Annotated in this window: 16 protein-coding genes, 1 tRNA gene and 2 pseudogenes; 6 read left to right on the top strand and 13 right to left on the bottom strand. The window is 66.4% G+C overall.

Annotation, left to right across the window (positions count from 1 at the left end; translation table 11 throughout):
• Nucleotides 1-10: 10 nt before the first annotated feature.
• Both ACWDEX_RS31100 and ACWDEX_RS31095 read right to left on the bottom strand, forming a co-directional pair.
• The gene (locus tag ACWDEX_RS31100) at nucleotides 11-1006 is read right to left on the bottom strand and encodes an NAD-dependent epimerase/dehydratase family protein (RefSeq protein WP_450467799.1); all 996 of its coding nucleotides are present in this window, start codon (nucleotides 1004-1006) and stop codon (nucleotides 11-13) included.
• A gap of 99 nt (nucleotides 1007-1105) precedes the next feature.
• Entirely contained in the window at nucleotides 1106-2512 is a 1407-nt protein-coding gene (locus tag ACWDEX_RS31095) for an O-antigen ligase family protein (protein WP_450467798.1), read from the bottom strand.
• A 363-nt stretch (nucleotides 2513-2875) separates the two neighbouring features.
• Between ACWDEX_RS31095 and ACWDEX_RS31090 the strand changes: the two genes are divergently transcribed.
• The 4 genes from ACWDEX_RS31090 to ACWDEX_RS31075 all read left to right on the top strand — a co-directional run bounded on the left by ACWDEX_RS31090 (nucleotide 2876) and on the right by ACWDEX_RS31075 (nucleotide 7682).
• Entirely contained in the window at nucleotides 2876-4315 is a 1440-nt protein-coding gene (locus tag ACWDEX_RS31090) for a lipopolysaccharide biosynthesis protein (RefSeq protein WP_450467797.1), read from the top strand.
• A 14-nt stretch (nucleotides 4316-4329) separates the two neighbouring features.
• On the top strand, nucleotides 4330-5415 hold the full coding sequence (locus ACWDEX_RS31085; RefSeq protein ID WP_450467796.1) for a polysaccharide pyruvyl transferase family protein: 1086 nt from the start codon (nucleotides 4330-4332) through the stop codon (nucleotides 5413-5415).
• A gap of 197 nt (nucleotides 5416-5612) precedes the next feature.
• Nucleotides 5613-6524: an FkbM family methyltransferase gene (locus ACWDEX_RS31080; RefSeq protein ID WP_450467795.1), complete on the top strand. Its 912-nt coding sequence runs from the start codon at nucleotides 5613-5615 to the stop codon at nucleotides 6522-6524.
• Between the two features lie 267 nt (nucleotides 6525-6791).
• Complete coding sequence (locus tag ACWDEX_RS31075) at nucleotides 6792-7682, top strand: YIP1 family protein (RefSeq protein WP_450467794.1); 891 nt, start codon at nucleotides 6792-6794, stop codon at nucleotides 7680-7682.
• A 46-nt stretch (nucleotides 7683-7728) separates the two neighbouring features.
• Here ACWDEX_RS31075 and ACWDEX_RS31070 read toward each other — a convergent pair whose 3' ends face one another.
• The 4 genes from ACWDEX_RS31070 to ACWDEX_RS31055 form a co-directional block, all read right to left on the bottom strand.
• The gene (locus ACWDEX_RS31070) at nucleotides 7729-8739 is read right to left on the bottom strand and encodes a DUF1259 domain-containing protein (RefSeq protein WP_450467793.1); all 1011 of its coding nucleotides are present in this window, start codon (nucleotides 8737-8739) and stop codon (nucleotides 7729-7731) included.
• Nucleotides 8740-9085: 346 nt separating this feature from the next.
• A complete protein-coding gene (locus tag ACWDEX_RS31065; protein ID WP_450467792.1) occupies nucleotides 9086-9595 on the bottom strand; it encodes a phosphoribosyltransferase in 510 nt (169 codons plus the stop codon).
• A 7-nt stretch (nucleotides 9596-9602) separates the two neighbouring features.
• Complete coding sequence (gene dcd, locus ACWDEX_RS31060) at nucleotides 9603-10178, bottom strand: dCTP deaminase (RefSeq protein WP_450467791.1); 576 nt, start codon at nucleotides 10176-10178, stop codon at nucleotides 9603-9605.
• Between the two features lie 72 nt (nucleotides 10179-10250).
• Nucleotides 10251-10412, bottom strand: a complete 162-nt coding sequence (locus ACWDEX_RS31055; protein ID WP_310781403.1) for a hypothetical protein — start codon at nucleotides 10410-10412, stop codon at nucleotides 10251-10253.
• Between the two features lie 271 nt (nucleotides 10413-10683).
• Between ACWDEX_RS31055 and ACWDEX_RS31050 the strand changes: the two genes are divergently transcribed.
• A tRNA-Gly gene (locus ACWDEX_RS31050) sits at nucleotides 10684-10757 on the top strand.
• A gap of 49 nt (nucleotides 10758-10806) precedes the next feature.
• Here ACWDEX_RS31050 and ACWDEX_RS31045 read toward each other — a convergent pair.
• The 6 genes and pseudogenes from ACWDEX_RS31045 to ACWDEX_RS31020 form a co-directional block, all read right to left on the bottom strand.
• Nucleotides 10807-11976 (bottom strand): tyrosine-type recombinase/integrase, encoded by a 1170-nt coding sequence (locus ACWDEX_RS31045; protein ID WP_450467790.1) that lies wholly within the window; start codon nucleotides 11974-11976, stop codon nucleotides 10807-10809.
• Nucleotides 11976-12188 (bottom strand): excisionase family DNA-binding protein, encoded by a 213-nt coding sequence (locus ACWDEX_RS31040; RefSeq protein ID WP_058916388.1) that lies wholly within the window; start codon nucleotides 12186-12188, stop codon nucleotides 11976-11978. The genes ACWDEX_RS31045 and ACWDEX_RS31040 overlap by 1 nt, the downstream gene beginning before the upstream one ends.
• Nucleotides 12185-12728, bottom strand: a pseudogene (locus ACWDEX_RS31035) (replication initiator); the annotation flags it as partial. The pseudogene ACWDEX_RS31035 and the gene ACWDEX_RS31040, both read right to left, overlap by 4 nt.
• Before the next feature lie 359 nt (nucleotides 12729-13087).
• Nucleotides 13088-13816 (bottom strand): annotated as a pseudogene (locus ACWDEX_RS31030) (GntR family transcriptional regulator).
• Between the two features lie 89 nt (nucleotides 13817-13905).
• Nucleotides 13906-14343 (bottom strand): ATP-binding protein, encoded by a 438-nt coding sequence (locus ACWDEX_RS31025; protein WP_450467789.1) that lies wholly within the window; start codon nucleotides 14341-14343, stop codon nucleotides 13906-13908.
• 273 nt (nucleotides 14344-14616) lie between these two features.
• Nucleotides 14617-15357, bottom strand: a complete 741-nt coding sequence (locus ACWDEX_RS31020; RefSeq protein ID WP_450467788.1) for a GntR family transcriptional regulator — start codon at nucleotides 15355-15357, stop codon at nucleotides 14617-14619.
• An 80-nt stretch (nucleotides 15358-15437) separates the two neighbouring features.
• Here ACWDEX_RS31020 and ACWDEX_RS31015 point away from each other — a divergent pair, with 80 nt between their 5' ends.
• Nucleotides 15438-16532: a DUF1152 domain-containing protein gene (locus ACWDEX_RS31015; protein ID WP_450467787.1), complete on the top strand. Its 1095-nt coding sequence runs from the start codon at nucleotides 15438-15440 to the stop codon at nucleotides 16530-16532.
• 356 nt (nucleotides 16533-16888) lie between these two features.
• On the opposite strand, the gene ACWDEX_RS31010 is transcribed toward ACWDEX_RS31015, so the two are convergent.
• Nucleotides 16889-18073, bottom strand: coding sequence for a hypothetical protein (locus tag ACWDEX_RS31010; protein ID WP_450467786.1), 1185 nt, complete (start codon nucleotides 18071-18073; stop codon nucleotides 16889-16891).
• Between the last annotated feature and the right edge of the window lie 16 nt (nucleotides 18074-18089).

Genomic DNA, 18089 nt, shown 5'->3' with positions numbered 1-18089 from the left:
GTTCCCTGTGTCAGCACTGGTGGGGGCGGCCTTCCAGCTGTGCCTTGACCTGGTCGTAGATCCAGCGGTAGGTGGTCTCCAGGCCGTCGACCAGTGAGTGCTGTGGTTCCCAGCCGAGTTCCTTACGGATACGGGCGTTGTCGCTGTTGCGGCCGCGCACGCCCAGCGGGCCCGGGATGTGACGGTGCCTCAGCGTGGTGCCCGCGATCTGTTGGACGATCGCATACAGCTGGTTGACGGAGATCAGACGGTCCGAGCCGATGTTGATCGGGTCGGCGTGCTCGCTGCGGGTCAGACGCAGTGTGCCCTCGACACAGTCGTCGATGTAGGTGAAGCTGCGGGTCTGTTCGCCGTCACCCCAGATCTCCACGTCGCGGCCGCCCGTGAGGACGGCCAGGGCCACCTTGCGGCAGGCAGCCGCCGGGGCCTTCTCGCGGCCGCCCGTCCACGTTCCGTGCGGGCCGTACACGTTGTGGTACCGGGCGACGCGGGTGGCCAGCCCGTAATCCTCGCGGAAATGGCGTGCCATCCGCTCGCTGAAGAGCTTCTCCCAGCCGTAGCCGTCCTCGGGCATGGCCGGGTACGCGTCTTCCTCGCGCAGGGGGCTGACATCGGTGTCCGTCTGCCGGTCCGCGGCGTACACACAGGCGGACGAGGAGTAGAAGTAGCGGCTTGCTCCCGCGTCCCGGGCGGCGAGGAGCATGTGCGTGCTGGACAGGACGGACAGCATGCAGGCGGTCTTGTTGTTCTCGATGAAGCCCATGCCCCCCATGTCCGCGGCGAGGTGGTAGACCTCTGCCGCCCCGCCGTCCAGGACCCGGTGGCAGCAGTCGAGCAGCGAGACATCACCGACGATGTTCTCGGCCCGGTCGTGACGTTGGTACCACTCGTGAAGCGGCTTGCGATCGACCGCCCGCACGGTCATTCCCTCCGCAAGCAGACGCTTCACGAGATGCCCGGCGATGAAACCGCCGGCCCCTGTCACCACGGCCATGTTCTCAGCCACGACTTGTCTCCCTGGCGTTGGCAGACTGTTTCGGTCGGCACATACGCTGCCGCTGCACATACGGAATTCCAGGCATATGTCACACGGCCCGCCGTTATCTCACCCCCATGGATGAGCGCTGCGGGACACGGTTTTCCCGCCACTGTTCCGGCGCGGGCCCGGCAATCGTTGGTTTTTTCTGCGCTGCGCCCGTTGGAGCCGCTGCATTCCCAACAGCACACCACTCGCCCAGAAGAACGGTGCCGCGCCGAAGGGCGACTCCAGCACCACTCCCATCAACGAGACAATGAGAATGGAAATCACCAGAAATACGCACAACGATGTCAGTTCGTCGGGCCTGCGGGATCGCAGAGTACGGGCCGCCGCGCCCAGGATGGCCACCAGGAGGGCGGTGACCATGGAGAGACCGACCAGGCCGAGCCGCGCGAAACAGGTCAGGAGGTAGTTGTGCGGAGAACGCACTCCCATCCCCCGCCCGAGGGGCAGGTCGGCGTCGGACAGACGCAGGAAATCCGTTCCGAAACCGACACCGATCACCGTCCGGCCGGGATCGTCGAGCGTGTAGTCGATCAACCTGTGCCATGAGATCAGCCGCGCCCGGGTGGTCCCCTCGGCGCTGAGCGCCGCCTTCTGGGACGTCGACGCGCTGCCCGTCGTCGCAACGAGGCGCTGGCCCGCGGGACTGCCCGGGAGCAGCACCAGCACCCCGAGGACGACGGCGCATCCCAGCAGTGCACTGCGCAGCGGTCTGCGCCCGGTCTCTCTCGGCCTGAGCACGAAAGCGGCCACCACACAGGCAAGGCAGGCCAGAAGTCCGGCCCGGGAATGCATCGCCAGGGTCAGCACCAGCGCGGCCCCCGCCACCACCGCGTTCAGCCCTGCCTTTCCCGCGCGCATCCGCAGGATCGACAGTCCGCCGAGAACGCCCAGCATCGCGGCGTCGAAGTCGGGCCGCAGTTCGAAGATCCGCGTCTCCGCGTCCAGCGCCGGCATGGCCCGGATGACGTCTCCCGCCATCACCGCTGCGGCCACCCAGGCCAAGTGGGCCACGAGGGCGCCGTGCAGCAGCCGAACCGTGCGCTTCCTGGTTTCCTCACCGGCCCGCTGGTATGCACCCGCGGACAGGTAGGCGACACAGCCGTAGATGAACGGGGCGGCGTCCCGGGCCGCCGTCCGCATGTCCCCCTCGGCGCCGAACAGTCGGAAGACCGCGTACAGGACCACCAGCGTCAGCAGCACGCCGGGGCCGTAGGTCCGGCCGGCCGCCTTCCGCGTCACCGCGGAGAAGACAGCGTGCAGAACCGAGGCGGCCAACAGGACGTCGCCGATGTAGACGGATCCGATCGGCACATGGGAGATCCAGCGGCCCCCGGCCATCAGGGCGGCGGCAACCAGGCTTCCGGCCAGCCACCTTCCGTGGCAGTCCACCGCCGTGGTCTGCGGGAAAGAAGATGACAACTCGTTGGTGGCCGGGCGCCCGAATTCGGACGCATTCCGGCGAAGCATCCGCACTCCCGTTTCCATCCGCACTGGAACCATGGCGTACATTCTGGCGGCCGGAAGATGCCGTCATCATTCAACGCCGAACAGCGTGTCGAGATCATTCAGCGGATTTCGCCGGCCACCTGATCAGCATATTTAAGGACGGGGGTTTCGGTCGCCTCTGGAAAATCAGCGGAAAATTTCACGCAGATGCACGCCGTCGAATTGCTTTCTCTATTGATAACGTCTTCCGTATGCCCTGCCTCAGGAGGTGAAGGGATTGTCGCTCTCATGGCGGTCACGAGGTCGGGAGAAAGCCGCCCAAGGTACTGAAGCCCGTTTCCGGACAGGGAGCACATTCCGCCTGCGTCCGTTCGGGAGCGGTCGTTGAGTGCTTCGTCCTCGGTGTGGTCGGCGCTGGTCGAGGCGGACGGGGGACCGGGGCCGAGTGTGCGGTCGGGGCGTTGGCGGGGGATTCTGACCAGCGGTCTGGCCACGGCGGCCGCGCAGGGCATCTCGCTGCTGGCGGGCCTGATCGGAGTCCCGATCATCGCGCACCGTGTGGGTACGGCGGAGTTCGGACTGTGGCTGAACCTGACGGCCGCTTCGCTGGCGGTGCGGGGAGCGCTGGACTTCGGTCTCGGCTCCGCAGTGATGGCGCTGGTGTCGGAGGCACGGGGGCGGAAGGATGCCCGGGCGTTGCGTCGGGTGGTGGCGACCGCGCTGGTGTCGCTGGTCGCGATCGCGGTGCTGGTGCTGGTGTGTTCGGGGATCGTGGCCTTCGCGGTCGACTGGGACCGGATGCTCGGCGTGGGCGGGCAGGTGCCGGCGACGCGGGTGCGCCTGATGGTGTTCGCGGTCGCCGCCGGCGTAGCGGTGAGCCTGCCCCTGCTGGTCGCCCGTCGGGTGTACCAGGCGTTCCAGCGTGGTCATGTGGTGGCGCTGTACGCGTCGTTGGCGGCGGTGGTCCAGACGGCGGGGCTGTGGGGGGTGGCCTCGGCCACGCGGGGCCTCGGCTGGTTTCTCGCCGTATACCTGGTGACGTGCGTCCTCGCTGACGGAGCGCTGACGTTCTTGTTGCTGGGGCGGGCGGCCCACGGCCCGCGTCCCCGGCTGGCGGACGCCGACCGGCGTACCGCGCGCCGGCTGGGGACCGAGGGACTGCAGTTGCTGCTGCTGGGCGGCATCAACGTGGTGGCGTTCCAGTCGGACACGTTCGTCATCGGGCACTACCTGGGTGTTTCCCGTGTGCCGGAGTATGCGCTGCCGTTCAAGGCGTTCGTCATCGTCCACGGGATGTCGTCGATGTTCCTCACCCCGCTGTGGGCCGCCTACCGGGAGGCGTGGGCGCGGGAGGACCACGCGTGGATGCGAGCGGCGTACGCCCGGTCGCTGATGACGACGGCGGTCGCGGCGGCGCTGATCGCCGGCGCACTGGCCTTCGCCCTTCCCGTGCTCCTGCGCCTGTGGATGGGCGAGGGGACCCTCGCGCCCTCCGCTGGTCTCCTCGTGGCGCTCGCCTGTTTCTCCCTCATCATGTGCACGAACGACGCCGTCAAGGTGCTGCTCATGGGAATGGGCGTGGTGCGCCCCCAGTTGTGGCTCGGAGCGGCCATGGCCGTGCTGAACGTCGCCGCCTCCATCGCCGCGGTCACCCGCATCGGCGTTGCCGGACCGCTGTGGGCAACGGTCGTCACCCAGACCGTCGTGGTCTTCGTGCCCTCCCTGCTCCTTGCCCGCCGCGGACTGAAGCCGAAGGCCGCGCAGGCCACGGCGCCCCCGCCGCACGTCCCGGTGGGCCCATCCCACCCTCATCACCTCGACTAGGAAGGGACGACACCGTGCGCAAACGGCGCCAGGTCATCTACCTGGGCTGGCAAGGCTTCAAGAACTTCGGCGACGACTTGATGCACCGGACATGGCAATCGGCCCTCGCCGACCCACTTGCCGTCTCCGCTCCCGCGGGCCGACGGGACTTCGTCGCGGCGACCCCCCGGTTCGCGGTGGACTTGGTGCGGCGGATGGACACCGAACGCATCCTGCTGCTGGGAGGCGGTACGACGATCGGATTCGCGGACTGGGCCAGGCGCACCCGCCTGGCCATGACGTGCTTCGGCACGCACGCCCTGGTGATCGCCGGCGCAGGTGCCGCCGCCTCGTACGACCGGTTCGCCCTGAGCCTGCAGGCCGCCGACTGGGCGGCCTGGCGCGGCATGCGCAACGTCGCCCTCTTCGGCGTCCGGGGACCGATGACCCAGGAAGAGTGCGCACGGCACTGGCACAACACGCCCGTCATCGGCGATCCGGCCCTGCTGTACCCGGTTTACGCACCGCTGAGGCCGCCCCCCGTGCCCCGGCCCGTGCTCGGGGTGTGCCTCGGCGCATCTCCGACGAGCCGGTTCGACATCCCGGCGGTCGCGGAGGCCGTCAGCGCTTATGTGTCGCAGCACCCGAACCACGGCGTCCGGGTGCTGCAACTTTCCGGCCATGACGCCGCCACGTCCCAGGCGCTGGCTTCCCGCCTCACCGCGCCCGTCGTCGCGTTCGACGGAGACGTCTCGGCGATGATGCGGGCCATCGCGGAGTGTTCACTGCTCGTCTCGGAACGCCTGCACGGCGTGGTCGCAGCCGTGGCCTGCGGTGTGCCCACCGTCCCGCTCGCCTACGCGACCAAGTGCGACGACTTCTGGCTGAGCGCGACCGGGCAGCGGCCGGCTCTCAGGTCGGGGGCAACCCGGGACCTGATCCTCGAAGAGATGGAGAGGGCGACCGACCCACTCCGGGCCCGGACCGTGACCCACAGAATCGGCACTCTTCAGGAGAGCTTCCGTGGTGTGGTCGACCTCCTGCGCGACTGGAAGGACCACCGCATCGGGACGCGGGAACTGGTCGCCCACTCCCAGCAGTTCATGATTGCCCACGCATGAGTGTGTTTTCGGGGCAGGTGATTTCCAGAGTCCTTAAAGGACGTGTTTTGATTTCCCTACTGGTTCGGCGTGCTTCCGTAACTTCCGATCCGCATCGGCTACGTTCCCTCCGAGTGGCGGTCCCGTCCGAAAATCTCCGTAGTGGGGAGACGTCAGTGATTACTCCGCTTCCCCCTCTTCCCCCCAGGCTCCGCAGCGTGCTCTACAGTCACGTGCGCAAGTCGCCCGAATCCGTCGGCGGGCGCCATTCCGCGACGCAGTGGCTGAACGACGTGATGGTACGGGCCTTGAGCAGGGACCTCCGGGACCGCCCGGTCTCCGCTACCGCGGAGACCCGTTTCGGGGCCGTGTTCTCCGTCAACACCCACGACGTCATCCAGAGGTACCTGTATCTCTTCGGAGTGTGGGAACCGAACCTCACTTCCTGGATCCAGGGAAGGCTGCGGCCCGGGGACACCTTCGTCGATGTGGGGGCCAACATCGGCTACTTCACGGTGCTCGCGTCCCGTCAGGTCGGGCCCACCGGGCGGGTCGTCGCCATCGAGGCGTCCCCTGAGTTCCATGCGGCCCTCAGGGGAAATCTGAGCGCCAATGAATGCCCTAATGTCCGGAGCGTGAACACCGCGGTCTCCCACACCACGGAAAGCCTCACCTTTTATCTCGAGCAATCCACGAACCTCGGCGCGACCAGCATCGTCCCCCCGGCGAGATCGCCCCAGTCGACCTTCGAGATGACCGCTCAGCCCCTTCCGGCGATCCTGACCTACGACGAACTGCGCAGCGCGAGGATCGTCAAGATCGATGTCGAGGGTGCCGAAGCCTCCGTGGTCCAGGGGCTGAGCCCGGCGCTCGGCGACCTCCGGCCCGATGCGGAACTCGTGATCGAGGTGTGTCCGCAAAGGCTGAGCAGTCAGGGCCGCCGAGTCGAAGAGATCATCGACCCGCTGCGGCAGCACGGCTTCCACCTGTACCGGCTGACCAACGAGTACGGCCCCCACACCTATCCGCACGCCCTGCGGAGCCCCGCTGTACCGGTGCGCTGGCGCGGGCCGGTCACCGACACCAGCGACCTGGTGTTCTCACGGGTGGACGCCGAGCAGCTGACATAGCCCTCTCCGGTTGGCCCGTGCCTCGCGCGGTCCATCTCCCGGGCCGGCGGGGGCACGCTCCATCCAGCTCTTCCACAACGGGGTGATCGGCGCCCCCGACGAGCGAGGTGGCGGCCCGATGACGCACGGCCAAACCCGAAAGGTCACCGAAACTCCCCTGATTCTCCGCTTCAGGGTCCCTTAGGTGATGTCACAGCTCGGCAGCAAAGCCGCCCCATTGCCCCGGGTCCGGTACGCCACCCTCCGGGACCAGGTACGTTCGAGAACGTGGCTGGATTCAGGAACGGGCGCGGCCGGCCGGACCGCGCCCCTCAAGCGCGACCGCAGCATTCCCCGTACGGACAGCAGGCGCCGCAGGGCCCGTCGTACGGCTACCCCTCCGCGCCGCAGCAGCAGTACGGCGGGGCGCAGCCCTACGGTGGCCAGCAGCGGTGGCAGCCGCCGCAGGACCACGGCGAGCCGGAGTACTTCGGCGACGCCGGCCAGGGCCACCCGCACACCCCGGACCCGTACGCGGCCAACAATCCGGGCCACACCCAGGCGTTCTCCCTCGGCGAGGACCCCTACAACGAGGGGGAGACGTATCGCGCGGGCCAGGCCGCCGCTCCGCCGATCGGGCCGCGGCTGCACTGGAAGGACCTGCTGCGGGGCATCGTGACGTCCCCGTCCCAGACGTTCCTGCGCATGCGTGACTACACGATGTGGGTCCCGGCCCTCATCGTCACCTTCCTCTACGGCCTGCTCGCCGTCTTCGGCTTCGACGGCGCCCGCCAGGACGCGATCAACGCCACGCTCTCCAACGCGGTGCCGATCGTCCTGGTGACGGCGGTCGCGATGGTGATCAGCTCCTTCATCCTGGGCGTGGTCACCCACACCCTCGCCCGCCAGCTCGGCGGTGACGGGGCCTGGCAGCCAACGGTCGGCCTCTCCATGCTGATCATGTCGCTCACGGACGCCCCCCGTCTGTTCGTCGCGATGTTCTTCGGCGGCGACGCGTCCTTCGTCCAACTCCTGGGCTGGGCGACCTGGATCGCGGCCGGCGCACTGCTGACCCTGATGGTCTCCAAGTCCCACGACCTGCCCTGGCCCAAGGCGCTGGGCGCGTCGGCGATCCAGCTGATCGCAATCCTGTCGATCATCAAGCTGGGGACGTTCTAGAGCGAACGCCACCACCGCCATCGAGGCCCTCCCCAACCGGAGGGCCTCACGCGTTCGCGCGGGCGAGGTTGGTTACGTCGAGTGCCGGGCGGATGGCTTTGGCGAGGCGTGTGCCATCGCCGGTGGCCCAGAAATGTAGGTAGAACAGGCGTGGTTGCTCGTTGAGCATGTGATTGTGCAGCTCGACGATGTCGATGCCGCCGCGCCGCAGGGCACGGATCACCTTGTTCACCTCGTTGGCGGTCATGACGAAGTCGCCGTTGATGGCGGCCTTGTTGTTGCCCAGGGGCTGGAAGTTGACCGCGGTGGTGATGCCCAGGGCGGAGGGAAGGATGTGCCCGCCGTCGGTGACCGTTTCCCGCCGGGGGATGGAGTATTTGTAGACGCCTCCGTCGGCGGTGCCCTTGCGACCCATGGCGTTGTCGATGGCGGTGGTATTCAGGTCGATACGCGGCGGGCTCGGCTTTGTCGGCGACGCGGCCGGGATGCTCGTGGCCGCGAGGGCCTTCTTGAGGCCGCGGGCAAGGGTGACGGGATCGCCCATCCCGTGGATGTGGGTCCACCAGATGGCGGGAGACTGCTGCAAGAGGTGTTTGTGGAGCGCTGTCTGCTCGATGCCGGCCTTCTGCAGGGCATCCGTCACCCTGGGCTGTTCGTCCTCGGTGACCACAAGATCGCCCATCATCATGGCGCCGTCGCGGTACTTGGCGAAGTTCGCGTACCCGCCGAGCGCGAAACCCGCCTTGATCGGCACGCCCTTGCTGGTGACTTTGAGGTCTGTACGGGCCAGTGCGACGTGGTAGACGGTCCCACCCATCAACGAGCCGGTACGACCGAGCGCGGCTGCGATCGGCTTCCAGTCGGATTCCTTCGTGGGCAACGGGGCGGCAGACCGCGAGGGGGGATCGGTGCCGAGGTCGGATATGGAGGTCGGCGGGGCCGCCCCTGTGGCCGCCGATGCTCCGCCGAGGCCAGAACCGGCCACGACCAGTGCGGATGTCGTCAGCAGGGTCAATGCCAGCGCGCCGAGGTTCGATGCATTCCGTCTGCGAGACATGGAGCCTCCTCTGTGCCGAGAAACTCCCCCTTACGCAAGGAAACTGCGTCGGCACGCATGGTTCGCAGTGGGCGTGGCGCTCGGGTGAACCGGGTGAGGTCCCCACCGACCTCAGCCACAGCGCAGAAACAGCCGGCTCCGCAGGACCGCCGCCGCCGAGGCCGGGACGCACCAGACCGAGCCGGCCCCACTCCTGCTACGACGTGAACAGTTGTCGCCCCCGCCGCCGAGCCCTCCGCGCAACCCACTGTCACCGTCGCGGAGGCCAAGGCCGCCCCAGGCTGTGGCCGCGCACAGCGCCGGGCCGTGGGGCCCGATCACGTTCGTACCAGGCCGCCGTAATGGCTCAGAGAGCGTCTTTCGACGGCGTGATCGGCGTGCCGGACTTACGGCATGGAGGCAACACGGACCACGGGAAGTTGATCCACTCATCCGTCCGCTTCCAGACGTACTCGCACTTCACGAGGGAGTGGGACTTCTCATAGATCACCGCGGAGCGGACCTCGGCGACGGTCTCCAGGCAGAAGTCGTGCACCAGCTTCAGGGTCTTGCCGGTGTCCGCCACGTCGTCGGCGATCAGCACCTTCTTGTCGGTGAAGTCGATCGCGTTCGGGACGGGAGCGAGCATGACGGGCATCTCCAGCGTGGTGCCCACACCCGTGTAGAACTCGACGTTGACCAGGTGGATGTTCTTGCAGTCCAGCGCATACGCCAGGCCGCCCGCGACGAACACTCCGCCGCGCGCGATGCTGAGCACTATGTCGGGCTCGTATCCGTCATCGGCGATGGTCTGGGCGAGCTCCCGGATGGCGCGGCCGAACGTCTCGTAGGTCAGGTTCTCTCGTATCTCGGTCATGTCTCGCTCACACCTGGGTCCGATGGAAGTTGAGGAAGGAGCGGGAGGGAGTGGGCCCGCGCTGCCCCTGGTAGCGCGAACCGTACCGCTCGCTGCCGTACGGGTACTCGGACGGCGAACTGAGCCGGAACATGCACAGCTGTCCGATCTTCATGCCCGGCCAGAGCTTGATGGGGAGGGTCGCGAGATTGGACAGCTCGAGGGTCACGTGCCCGGAGAAGCCGGGGTCGATGAACCCGGCGGTGGAGTGGGTGACGAGCCCGAGCCGCCCGAGGGAACTCTTTCCCTCCAGCCGCGACGCGAGGTCGTCGGGCAGGGTGATGACCTCGTACGTACTGGCGAGGACGAACTCCCCGGGGTGGAGGATGAAGGGTTCGTCGCCCTCGGGCTCGACGAGCCGCGTGAGGTCGGCCTGCTCGATGGAGGGGTCGATGTGGGGGTACTTGTGGTTCTCGAACACCCGGAAGTAGCGGTCGAGCCGCACGTCGATGCTCGAGGGCTGCACCATGGTCGGATCGAACGGATCGATCACGACCCGGCCCTTGTCGATCTCGGTCCGAATGTCCTTGTCTGAGAGAAGCACCCCCCGAGAATACGCAAGGCGCGCGGAGCCACCACAATCGTGACGACCCCGCGCGCCCGTACCGCTAAACCGCTACCGCTTCTCCAGCGCCACCGGCACCGCACTGCGGAGCCGGGCGCAGCGTGGACACCGGACGAGCCGGCCGGGGCCGAGGCGCTCGGCCTGCTGCATCGGGAACGAAGCGGTGCTGAACACGTGCCCTTCGGCACAACGGACGACGGTGCGCTCCATCAAGTCCTCAGAGTCCCTTCCCCAAGAGCCTTCGTCTCACTGGCGTGACGGACGACGAAAGCCACATTACGGGACTAAAGAGACGACTCTCCAGGGGGCACTCCGACGGCGCACGACCCCTCTCCCGGACCCCCACCGTACGCCCCAACTCCGGCCCTCCGCAGGCACATCCACCCCCTTGAACGGCTTCGGACCCCACGGCTTCAACACCGGGGGTCCGACATGAGGTACAGTGAGCGAGCGTTCACCGACACCGTGTTTCACGGCGTCTTACGCGGGTGTAGTTTAATGGTAGAACATCAGCTTCCCAAGCTGAGAGCGCGAGTTCGATTCTCGTCACCCGCTCCATGATGAAGGCCCAGGTCAGAGACCCGGGCCTTTTTGCTGTCCTCGGCGATCATTCGCCGCGTGCCAGATTCGTGCCAGAAGGCTTCTCGGCCGCCTTCTTGGCCGCCTCAGCGCGAGCCTTGCGGACGGTGGCGTCGAGGCCGGCGGCGACCTCTTCCTGGCGCTCCTCGTCGGAGTGCTGGTAGATCAGGGCCGCCTTCTCGGAGGACTGCCCGGCGCGGACCATGGTGTCCTTGAGGGTGGCACCGGACCGTGTGGACAGCGTGTGCCCCGTGTGGCGGAGGTCGTAGAAACGGAAGCCCTCGGGCATGCCGACGATCTCCCGCGCCCTGCGCCACTTGCGCCCGAAGGTACTGCGCCGGAACGGAGCCCCTTTCTCGCCGACGAAGATCAGCCCATCCGGCCCCGGCTCGGCGTAGCTCTCCAGGTGCCAACGGAGCTCCCGACGGAGGAACGCGGGAAGAATCACAGTCCGGGTTCCGGCCTCGGACTTGGTGTCGCCCTGGACGCGCCGCCCGTTCATGCGCTCCGGCTCGGCGAGGCGGACCCGGATGCGCAGGTTGTCGACGTCGACGTCCCTGCGCCGGAGGCCAGCCAGCTCTTCCGGCCGGAGCGGACCGTAGGCGCCGAGGTACACCATCAGCCGCCACCGCATCCCTACGGCGGTAGCAAGAGCGTCGACCTGGGCGACGGTGGCGATGCGCCGCTCGGCCGCCTTCTCCTTACCGGCGCCCCTGATCCGGCACGGGTTGCGCTGAATCAGCTCGTCGTCGACGGCGGTTTCCATGATGGCTTTCAGGAGCCGGTACGCCTTGGCTGTGATCGTCTTGGCGCCTGTGACCCGCAGCCGTTCGGCCCGCCACTCACGGACGCGAGGTGCGGTGATCTCGTCCAGGTCCAAGTCCGCGAAGGCGGTCAGGTGCTTGTCGAGGAGATAGCGGTAGAGGTCCCGGGTCAGCGGAGCCAACTCGCGCTCCTCCACCCACTTGTCGGCGTAGGCCCGGAAGCTCACCGCGCCGGCCTCGGGATCTCTCCACTCGCCCCGGCGGATCTCGGTCTGCTTTTCAGCGAGCCAGTCATCCGCGTCGGCCGTCGTCTCGAAGGTGAGGGGAGCCGGACGCATCACGCCGTCAGGGCCTGGATAGCGCGCCTGGTACCGGCCGGAAGGCAGCCGCCTGATCGCCCCGAAGCGGCGCCGCCTGCCCTTGCTGTTGGCCATCAGGCAGCCCTCCCGTAGCGAGCACGGGGTCGCCTGCGCGGCTCCACCGTGTGGGACGTGATGAACTCTTCGACCGCGCTCGCCGGGATACGGACGTGACGGCCGACCTTGACGTACCGGATGCGCCGCTCCTCGATGAGCCGCCGGGGGAAACGGGCAGTCGTTCCAAGCAGTTCGGCGACCTGGTCCACGGAGAGATAGCGGTCGTTCATGTGGTCGGCTGTCCTTCCGTTCCGGGGGCGGGTTCGAGGGACGCGGTGAGCCAGGATTCAGCGGCGCTGAGACCCGTGCCGGCGAACACCCAGTGGGCGAGAACGAGTGTGGTTTCGCCTTCCTTCGGGACCGCTGAGACCGCTTGGGCACGGCGCCATTCGGCGCGGGCGTCGCGGAGAGCGCCGAGGGTGGTTGAGTAGCGGCGGGACTTGGTGGAGAAGTGGCCGCGGAAGCCGAGCATGTGAGCCCAGGCCCTCAAGCGGAGGTCTGCCAGCTCGGGGCGTGCGCCGAGGGTCCAGGCGGTGCGGATCATTCGCCGGGCGTGTTCGGTGATCCTGGCCTGCGCCAGCTCGGCGAGGAACCTGATCGGTCGGTCCAGGGTGCCTGTTCGCCGTCTCGGCGCCCTTGGTGGCGTACTTGGCGATGTACGAAGCTACGGCGCGCTCGGTCAGCTCCTGACCGTCGTCGAAGTCGGCGGAGCGGATCGTGCGGACGTCGAGCTGGCGGCCGAAGACGAAGGCATGTGCACGGTTGTCGACTTGTCAAGTGACTGACGATGCGAACTCCCCTGGCTGGCCTAGTCAGTTGTGACTGGGCTCCCTCGGCCCTGTCCCGCGGATCGCGTGAAAAGCGTGCTGACGACGCGCACCGCAAGTGGTTAAGGTCCAGCCATGGGATCAGTGCGCTCGAGTGAGCCTCCGGGCAGACAGAGCATTGGGAGCCGATTGGCCGCGATCGGCGGCGAAGTGATCAAACGGCCATGGCTGCTGTTCAGCTGGCTCGCTCTCGCTGCTTTGGTGGTAGGAGCTCAGCACTGGGTGCCGCAACCGTGGTCGGCGGCCGTCTATCCGATTGCGTGGATCATTGCGCTCTGGCTCTTCAATCGGGCAACGTCACATCAGTTCAGACGGTAGACGGCTTCAAGTTCCTGCCTATCGGCAGGAAGCAGCACGTCAGAGACCTGCAACGCCCGCCCCGAGGCGTCACACGCGACGACCAGGACACTGAGGACGGGAACACCGTCCGACAGATCCAGAAGCTCTACTTCATCACTTTTGGGCAGTCGAGCCGAGACTCGCTCCGTAACGTGATCGAAGCGAACTCTCTTCCGCGTCTCCAGGTGTTCACGGACGCTGCCACTCAGGGACTCGGGGCGCTCCAGATCGGTTCCCTCGACCATGCCGGCGGGGAAGTAGGACGAGACCAGCTAGGCCGCTTCGCCATCCTCTTCGACAAGGAAACGGCGCATGAGGACGTCGGCCCGCTTCGGCAGCCCGAGGGCCGAGGCAACGCGAGCCGGAACAGGCACGCGCTTGACCTGAACCAGACGTCCGGGCGCCTGCGATTCGTCGCGCTCCAGCGCCTCGCGACCCCTCTGGTCCTTCTGTTCGACGACTTCCGGACGGCCGCGGACGATCGTGCCGTATCCCTGCCGGGACTCCAGCCAGCCATCCCGTTTCAGCAGCTCCAGCGCCCGGACGACCGTGGGGCGGGACATCCCGAACGCCTGGACCAGCTGGTTCTCGCTCGGAACCCGGGTCCCGGGCGGGTAGGTGCCATCCTCAATACGGCGCTGAATCGTCTGCGCGAGGCGCACGTACTTCGGTGCCGCCACTTCATACGCCATGGACGCCGCCTGTCGGTATTGGCCAAGTCAACTGGTCAACCAGACTAGCGACATTTCTCCTGCCCCAGTAGAAGCGGGGTACTCCTCCCTCAGGACGGCCAGGCATCGGCCACCACGAAGGAGACCACAGTTCCACCGAAGCGACTGGGCCCCGAGTGCCAGGAGTCGGCGATGGAGTCGACCAGGAGCAGTCCGCGCCCGTGGGCATCGTTCGCTTCTGGGTGCCGCATGCGTACGCTCGCGGGAAACCCGGGGTTGTGCACCTCGACCCGCAGCGAGCTTCCGTCCCGGTACCACTCCACGCGGACCATCCAAGCCTCGTGCGACCGTCCGTAGAGGATGGCGTTCGTGACCAGTTCCGAGATCATCAATGTGCAGTCATCCACCGAACAGGCCAGGTTGTGGGGAGCGATGAACCTCCGGAACCAGCGTCGGGCCCGTGGCACGGAATCCGGTGCCGGCTGCAGGGTCATCGCTCCGAGCCGTGCTGAGCCTTGGCCGCTGTAGCGATCGATGATGTAGGCCATCCGCGCTCACTCCTTGCCGCTGCCGTCGCAGTCGAGGCAGCGCCGCTTCGACGTGGCACGGCTTCGGTCATTGGCCGCGGAGAGCGCCAGCGCCGTACGGGAACTGACGCTCTTCCAGCCACGCCCCAGACATCCCCGGCATAAGCGAGCACCCTGATCCGGCCGCCGACTCGTCACGTCGTGCCCCTTCCATCCAAGTGGCCTTAGCCACTTTGTGGATAGTGGCATTAGCCACTTCGGCTGTGCAAGCATTTCGACGCAACTGTCGCACTGTCAGGTGAGGGGATAGCCCTGCTCGAAGGCCCAGCGGTGCGGAGGGTAGGTGGCTTCGGCGAACTCCAGCGGCCGATCCTGCAAGTCAAAGACGACGTGATGAACGATCAGGACTGCGGACCCTGGCGCCAGCGCGAGGTCGGTCGCTTCTTCATCTGTAGCGGCCCGAGCGCACATGCGGTCCTCCGCGTAGCTCCCTTGACGCCCAGTCATGGTCTCGACGTACATGAGCGTCCCCTCCTGGATCCGCTCGGGGTCCAGGAGCTTCGGAGCACGCTGACCGACGTCCGGAGCAAACCACGAGGTAGACAGGGTGATCGGGCCGCTCTGGTTGTTCGTCACACGCCGGCGGTGCACAGCTCGACGGTCCTTGCCCAGGCCCAGCGCCTCAGCAACGTGATCCGGCGCCTCCAACCATCCGGCTGACGTGATCACCGCGTACTCGCCGGCCGTGTAGATCTTCCCGGTCTGCCGGGCCCGTCCGTACAACTCACGTGCACGCCGATTGACTTCCAGACTCCGCACGTACGTGCCCGAACCCTGCCGCTTCTCGACCAGGCCCTGATGACTCAACGCTTCGAGCGACCGCGCGGCCGTAGGCCGGGACACCTTCCAGTCAGCCGCGAGCTGCCGCTCCGAGGGAACTTCGTCTCCCGGTCGCAGGTCGCCCCGAAGGATCTGATCGCGGATGTAGTGCGCGATCTGGAGGTACTTCGGCTGAGCCTCCTCAATCTGAGGCATCCACCCTCCTTGTCCAAGTGGCTATGGCCTCTGGCCACTATAGGGTGAATGGCCGATCCGTGACCCCGTACCCTGAGCGCATGACGCGGTTGATCGTCGCAGCAGGAGGAGGGGGCGACGCGGTCGCCTCCGCAATGCTTCACGCCGCCCTGTACGGCGACGAGGACCAGGCGGTGATCCTCACGTACGCGTGGGACCGCCTGCTGGTCGACCCGCTACCGGGCCCACGGGGAGCAGCCGACTTCACCGGCCTTGGGCAGATCATCCCGGCCGTACGAGCAGTGCCGGCGGACGCCCGCCCCATCGCTCCCGCAGGCTCCACCCTCCCCCGTCTGGCAGCGGAGCTCCCGCACACCTTCGCACTGATCGACCCCTACCAGGGCGCCGAAGGCATCACGCGTCAACTTGAAGCTCTGGTAGACCACTTGGAGCCCGCGTCGATCGATCTCCTCGACGTGGGCGGAGACATCCTCGCTCGCGGCGATGAGCCGACTCTCAAGAGCCCTCTCGCCGACGCCCTCACGCTCGCCGCGTGCTGCCAGGTGAACGCCCCCATCCGGCTCCTGGTCGCAGGCCCGGGGTTGGACGGCGAACTGCCCCCCGACAACTTGCGCGGCATGCTCGGCCCCGTCGTCCACACCTTCACCGCGAACAATGTGCAGCCGATCAGCTCTGTCCTGGAGTGGCACCCGTCAGAGGCAACCGGGATGCTCGCGGCCACGGCACGGGGCGTACGAGGCACCTGCGAGATCCGTGACTCGGGGGTTCCCGTGCCGCTCACGGATGAGAGCCCGAGGGTCCATGAAGTCGACCTTGACGACGCCGTCAGCCGAAACCAGCTGGCCCGCGCCATCATGCCGACTGAGAGCCTCGACCAGGTCGAGCAGTACAGCCGCGAAGTCTGCGGTTACTCGGAGATCGACTATGAGCGCAACAAGGCAGCCTGGCTGAAGGAACAGCCTCAGGTGGAGTTGAACCCTGCTGCAGTCCTGGCCGAGCTCGACCGGTTCGAGGCGGAGGTTCGCAGGCGCGGAGTCAGTCACACGACGTTCCGCCGCATCACCGAGGCCCTGAACCTCAGCGGCTCGCAACGCGACCAGCTTCGCCAACTCCTCATCGACAGCCGACCGGAGCAGTACGTCGCGCCCCTGTGGCACATCCCTGCCGAAGCCTGAGTAACAACTTTCTCTACTGCTTCAAGGCCCGCGCACGGCGCGGGCGCGCGCCGCCTCTGCGGCGCGGCCTGCCTCCTGTCTCCGCCCCGGCTGGCCGCGCCCGGCGGCGCGCTACGTGCAGCGGGCAGAGCAGAGAAAACCCTCTGTGGCTGAGGCCGGTCGGCTCCACGGCTTTAGGCAGCCAATTTGGCGCGAGCCTCGAAGATCATGGCCCAAAATCGGGCACTAATGGGCAGGCTCACAAACCTGCCCGATCCGCGGGCCGGCGTAATGGGCCATGATCACTCGCGCCAAATCAGCTCCAGCCCAAAGCCGTTCCGCCGACCTCAGCGCGGAATACCAGGGTCGAATGTAGATCAAAGTCTCTCGGCTGCCTGCGCCAGATTCTTCACGACGGGACAATTACCCTCCCTATCTCCCCACGCAGCATTGAGATAATTCGTCGCAGCCCTCTCGGCGACAACTAGGTCGGCATAACCTGCAGCACAGGATAGGTACAACATGTCTATCAGGTCGTTAGATTGCCACTTAGTGTTCCCCTGCGAAAGCCTAAAATTCAGGGCGTCGGCGTACAGGCCCCAAAAGGGCATCGATGGAACGTTGGCATGGAGGTGCTGAGCAAATTCCGGCACCTTATCTCCAGCTATGCCAAACTCAGAGAATATTCGTGCAACTTCTGTCGACATATCCAATATGACCAAGCCGTGAGACGCACCCCTACGCCTCGCCTTAGAAAGTGAGCGAAACTCTGGATCGTTCATCACCTTGGTGTAGGTACTCTCCCAGATTCCAATCTTCTCGGATTCAATCTGGTAGGGCTCCATTAGGGTGTCGTAATCTGCCGCTATACAGGTGAGCTGATCAAGCAATCGAGCAACCTCTGCCGGGAAACCATTAGCCCCCTCTTGCGGTAGCCGCTCGTCGAACATTCCTGCCGCATCTAGGGTAAAGATAGGGGGAGGCGTCCACGGAACCTCTCGGGCTCTCGCTGAAACGAGACTACGCACCTCATCCTTTCGCACCTGTATGGGATACCTCATCCTCCACCCGCGCGACAGGCTTAGAATCGTTGAAGCCAGCCCGACTCTCTTCTCTCCGTAGGTCGCGGTGGTTTCGAGGAAGTGCCCCGCAGACATAGGAAGGATCAGGTCACGACTTTTGGCAAGGTGAATGAATTTGTCGGCCGCAGAGGCCTCCGAAGGGGCCACGTTCCCGCCATTCAATCGCTTGGCAAGCGTGCTCCAATGACATTGGTCCAGATAGATCACCTTCCTGCCATCGACGGGCGAAGCGTCGCCTCCCTCACTCATGTCAACTTCAAACGAATGCCCACTCTTCGTTACCACTTGAACTGTACGGGTGTCGAAATAGTAGGAGATTGCTTCCAGCGAAGAATCACCCTCCTGCATTGCCTGAATAGGGATACTTAGGCACGGGCCTCCTTTCAACTCGATTTCTCCGGTCTTGGCGGCGAGCTTCAACGTGATCCTGTTGAAGCGTCGCGAGAGCCTTTCCAGGACACCTTCGCCTGATTCGACCACGAGCCCCCCCCTGTGT

The organism is Streptomyces sp. NPDC001020, assembly GCF_053599115.1.
This window is presented reverse-complemented; position numbering and strand designations above follow the sequence as displayed.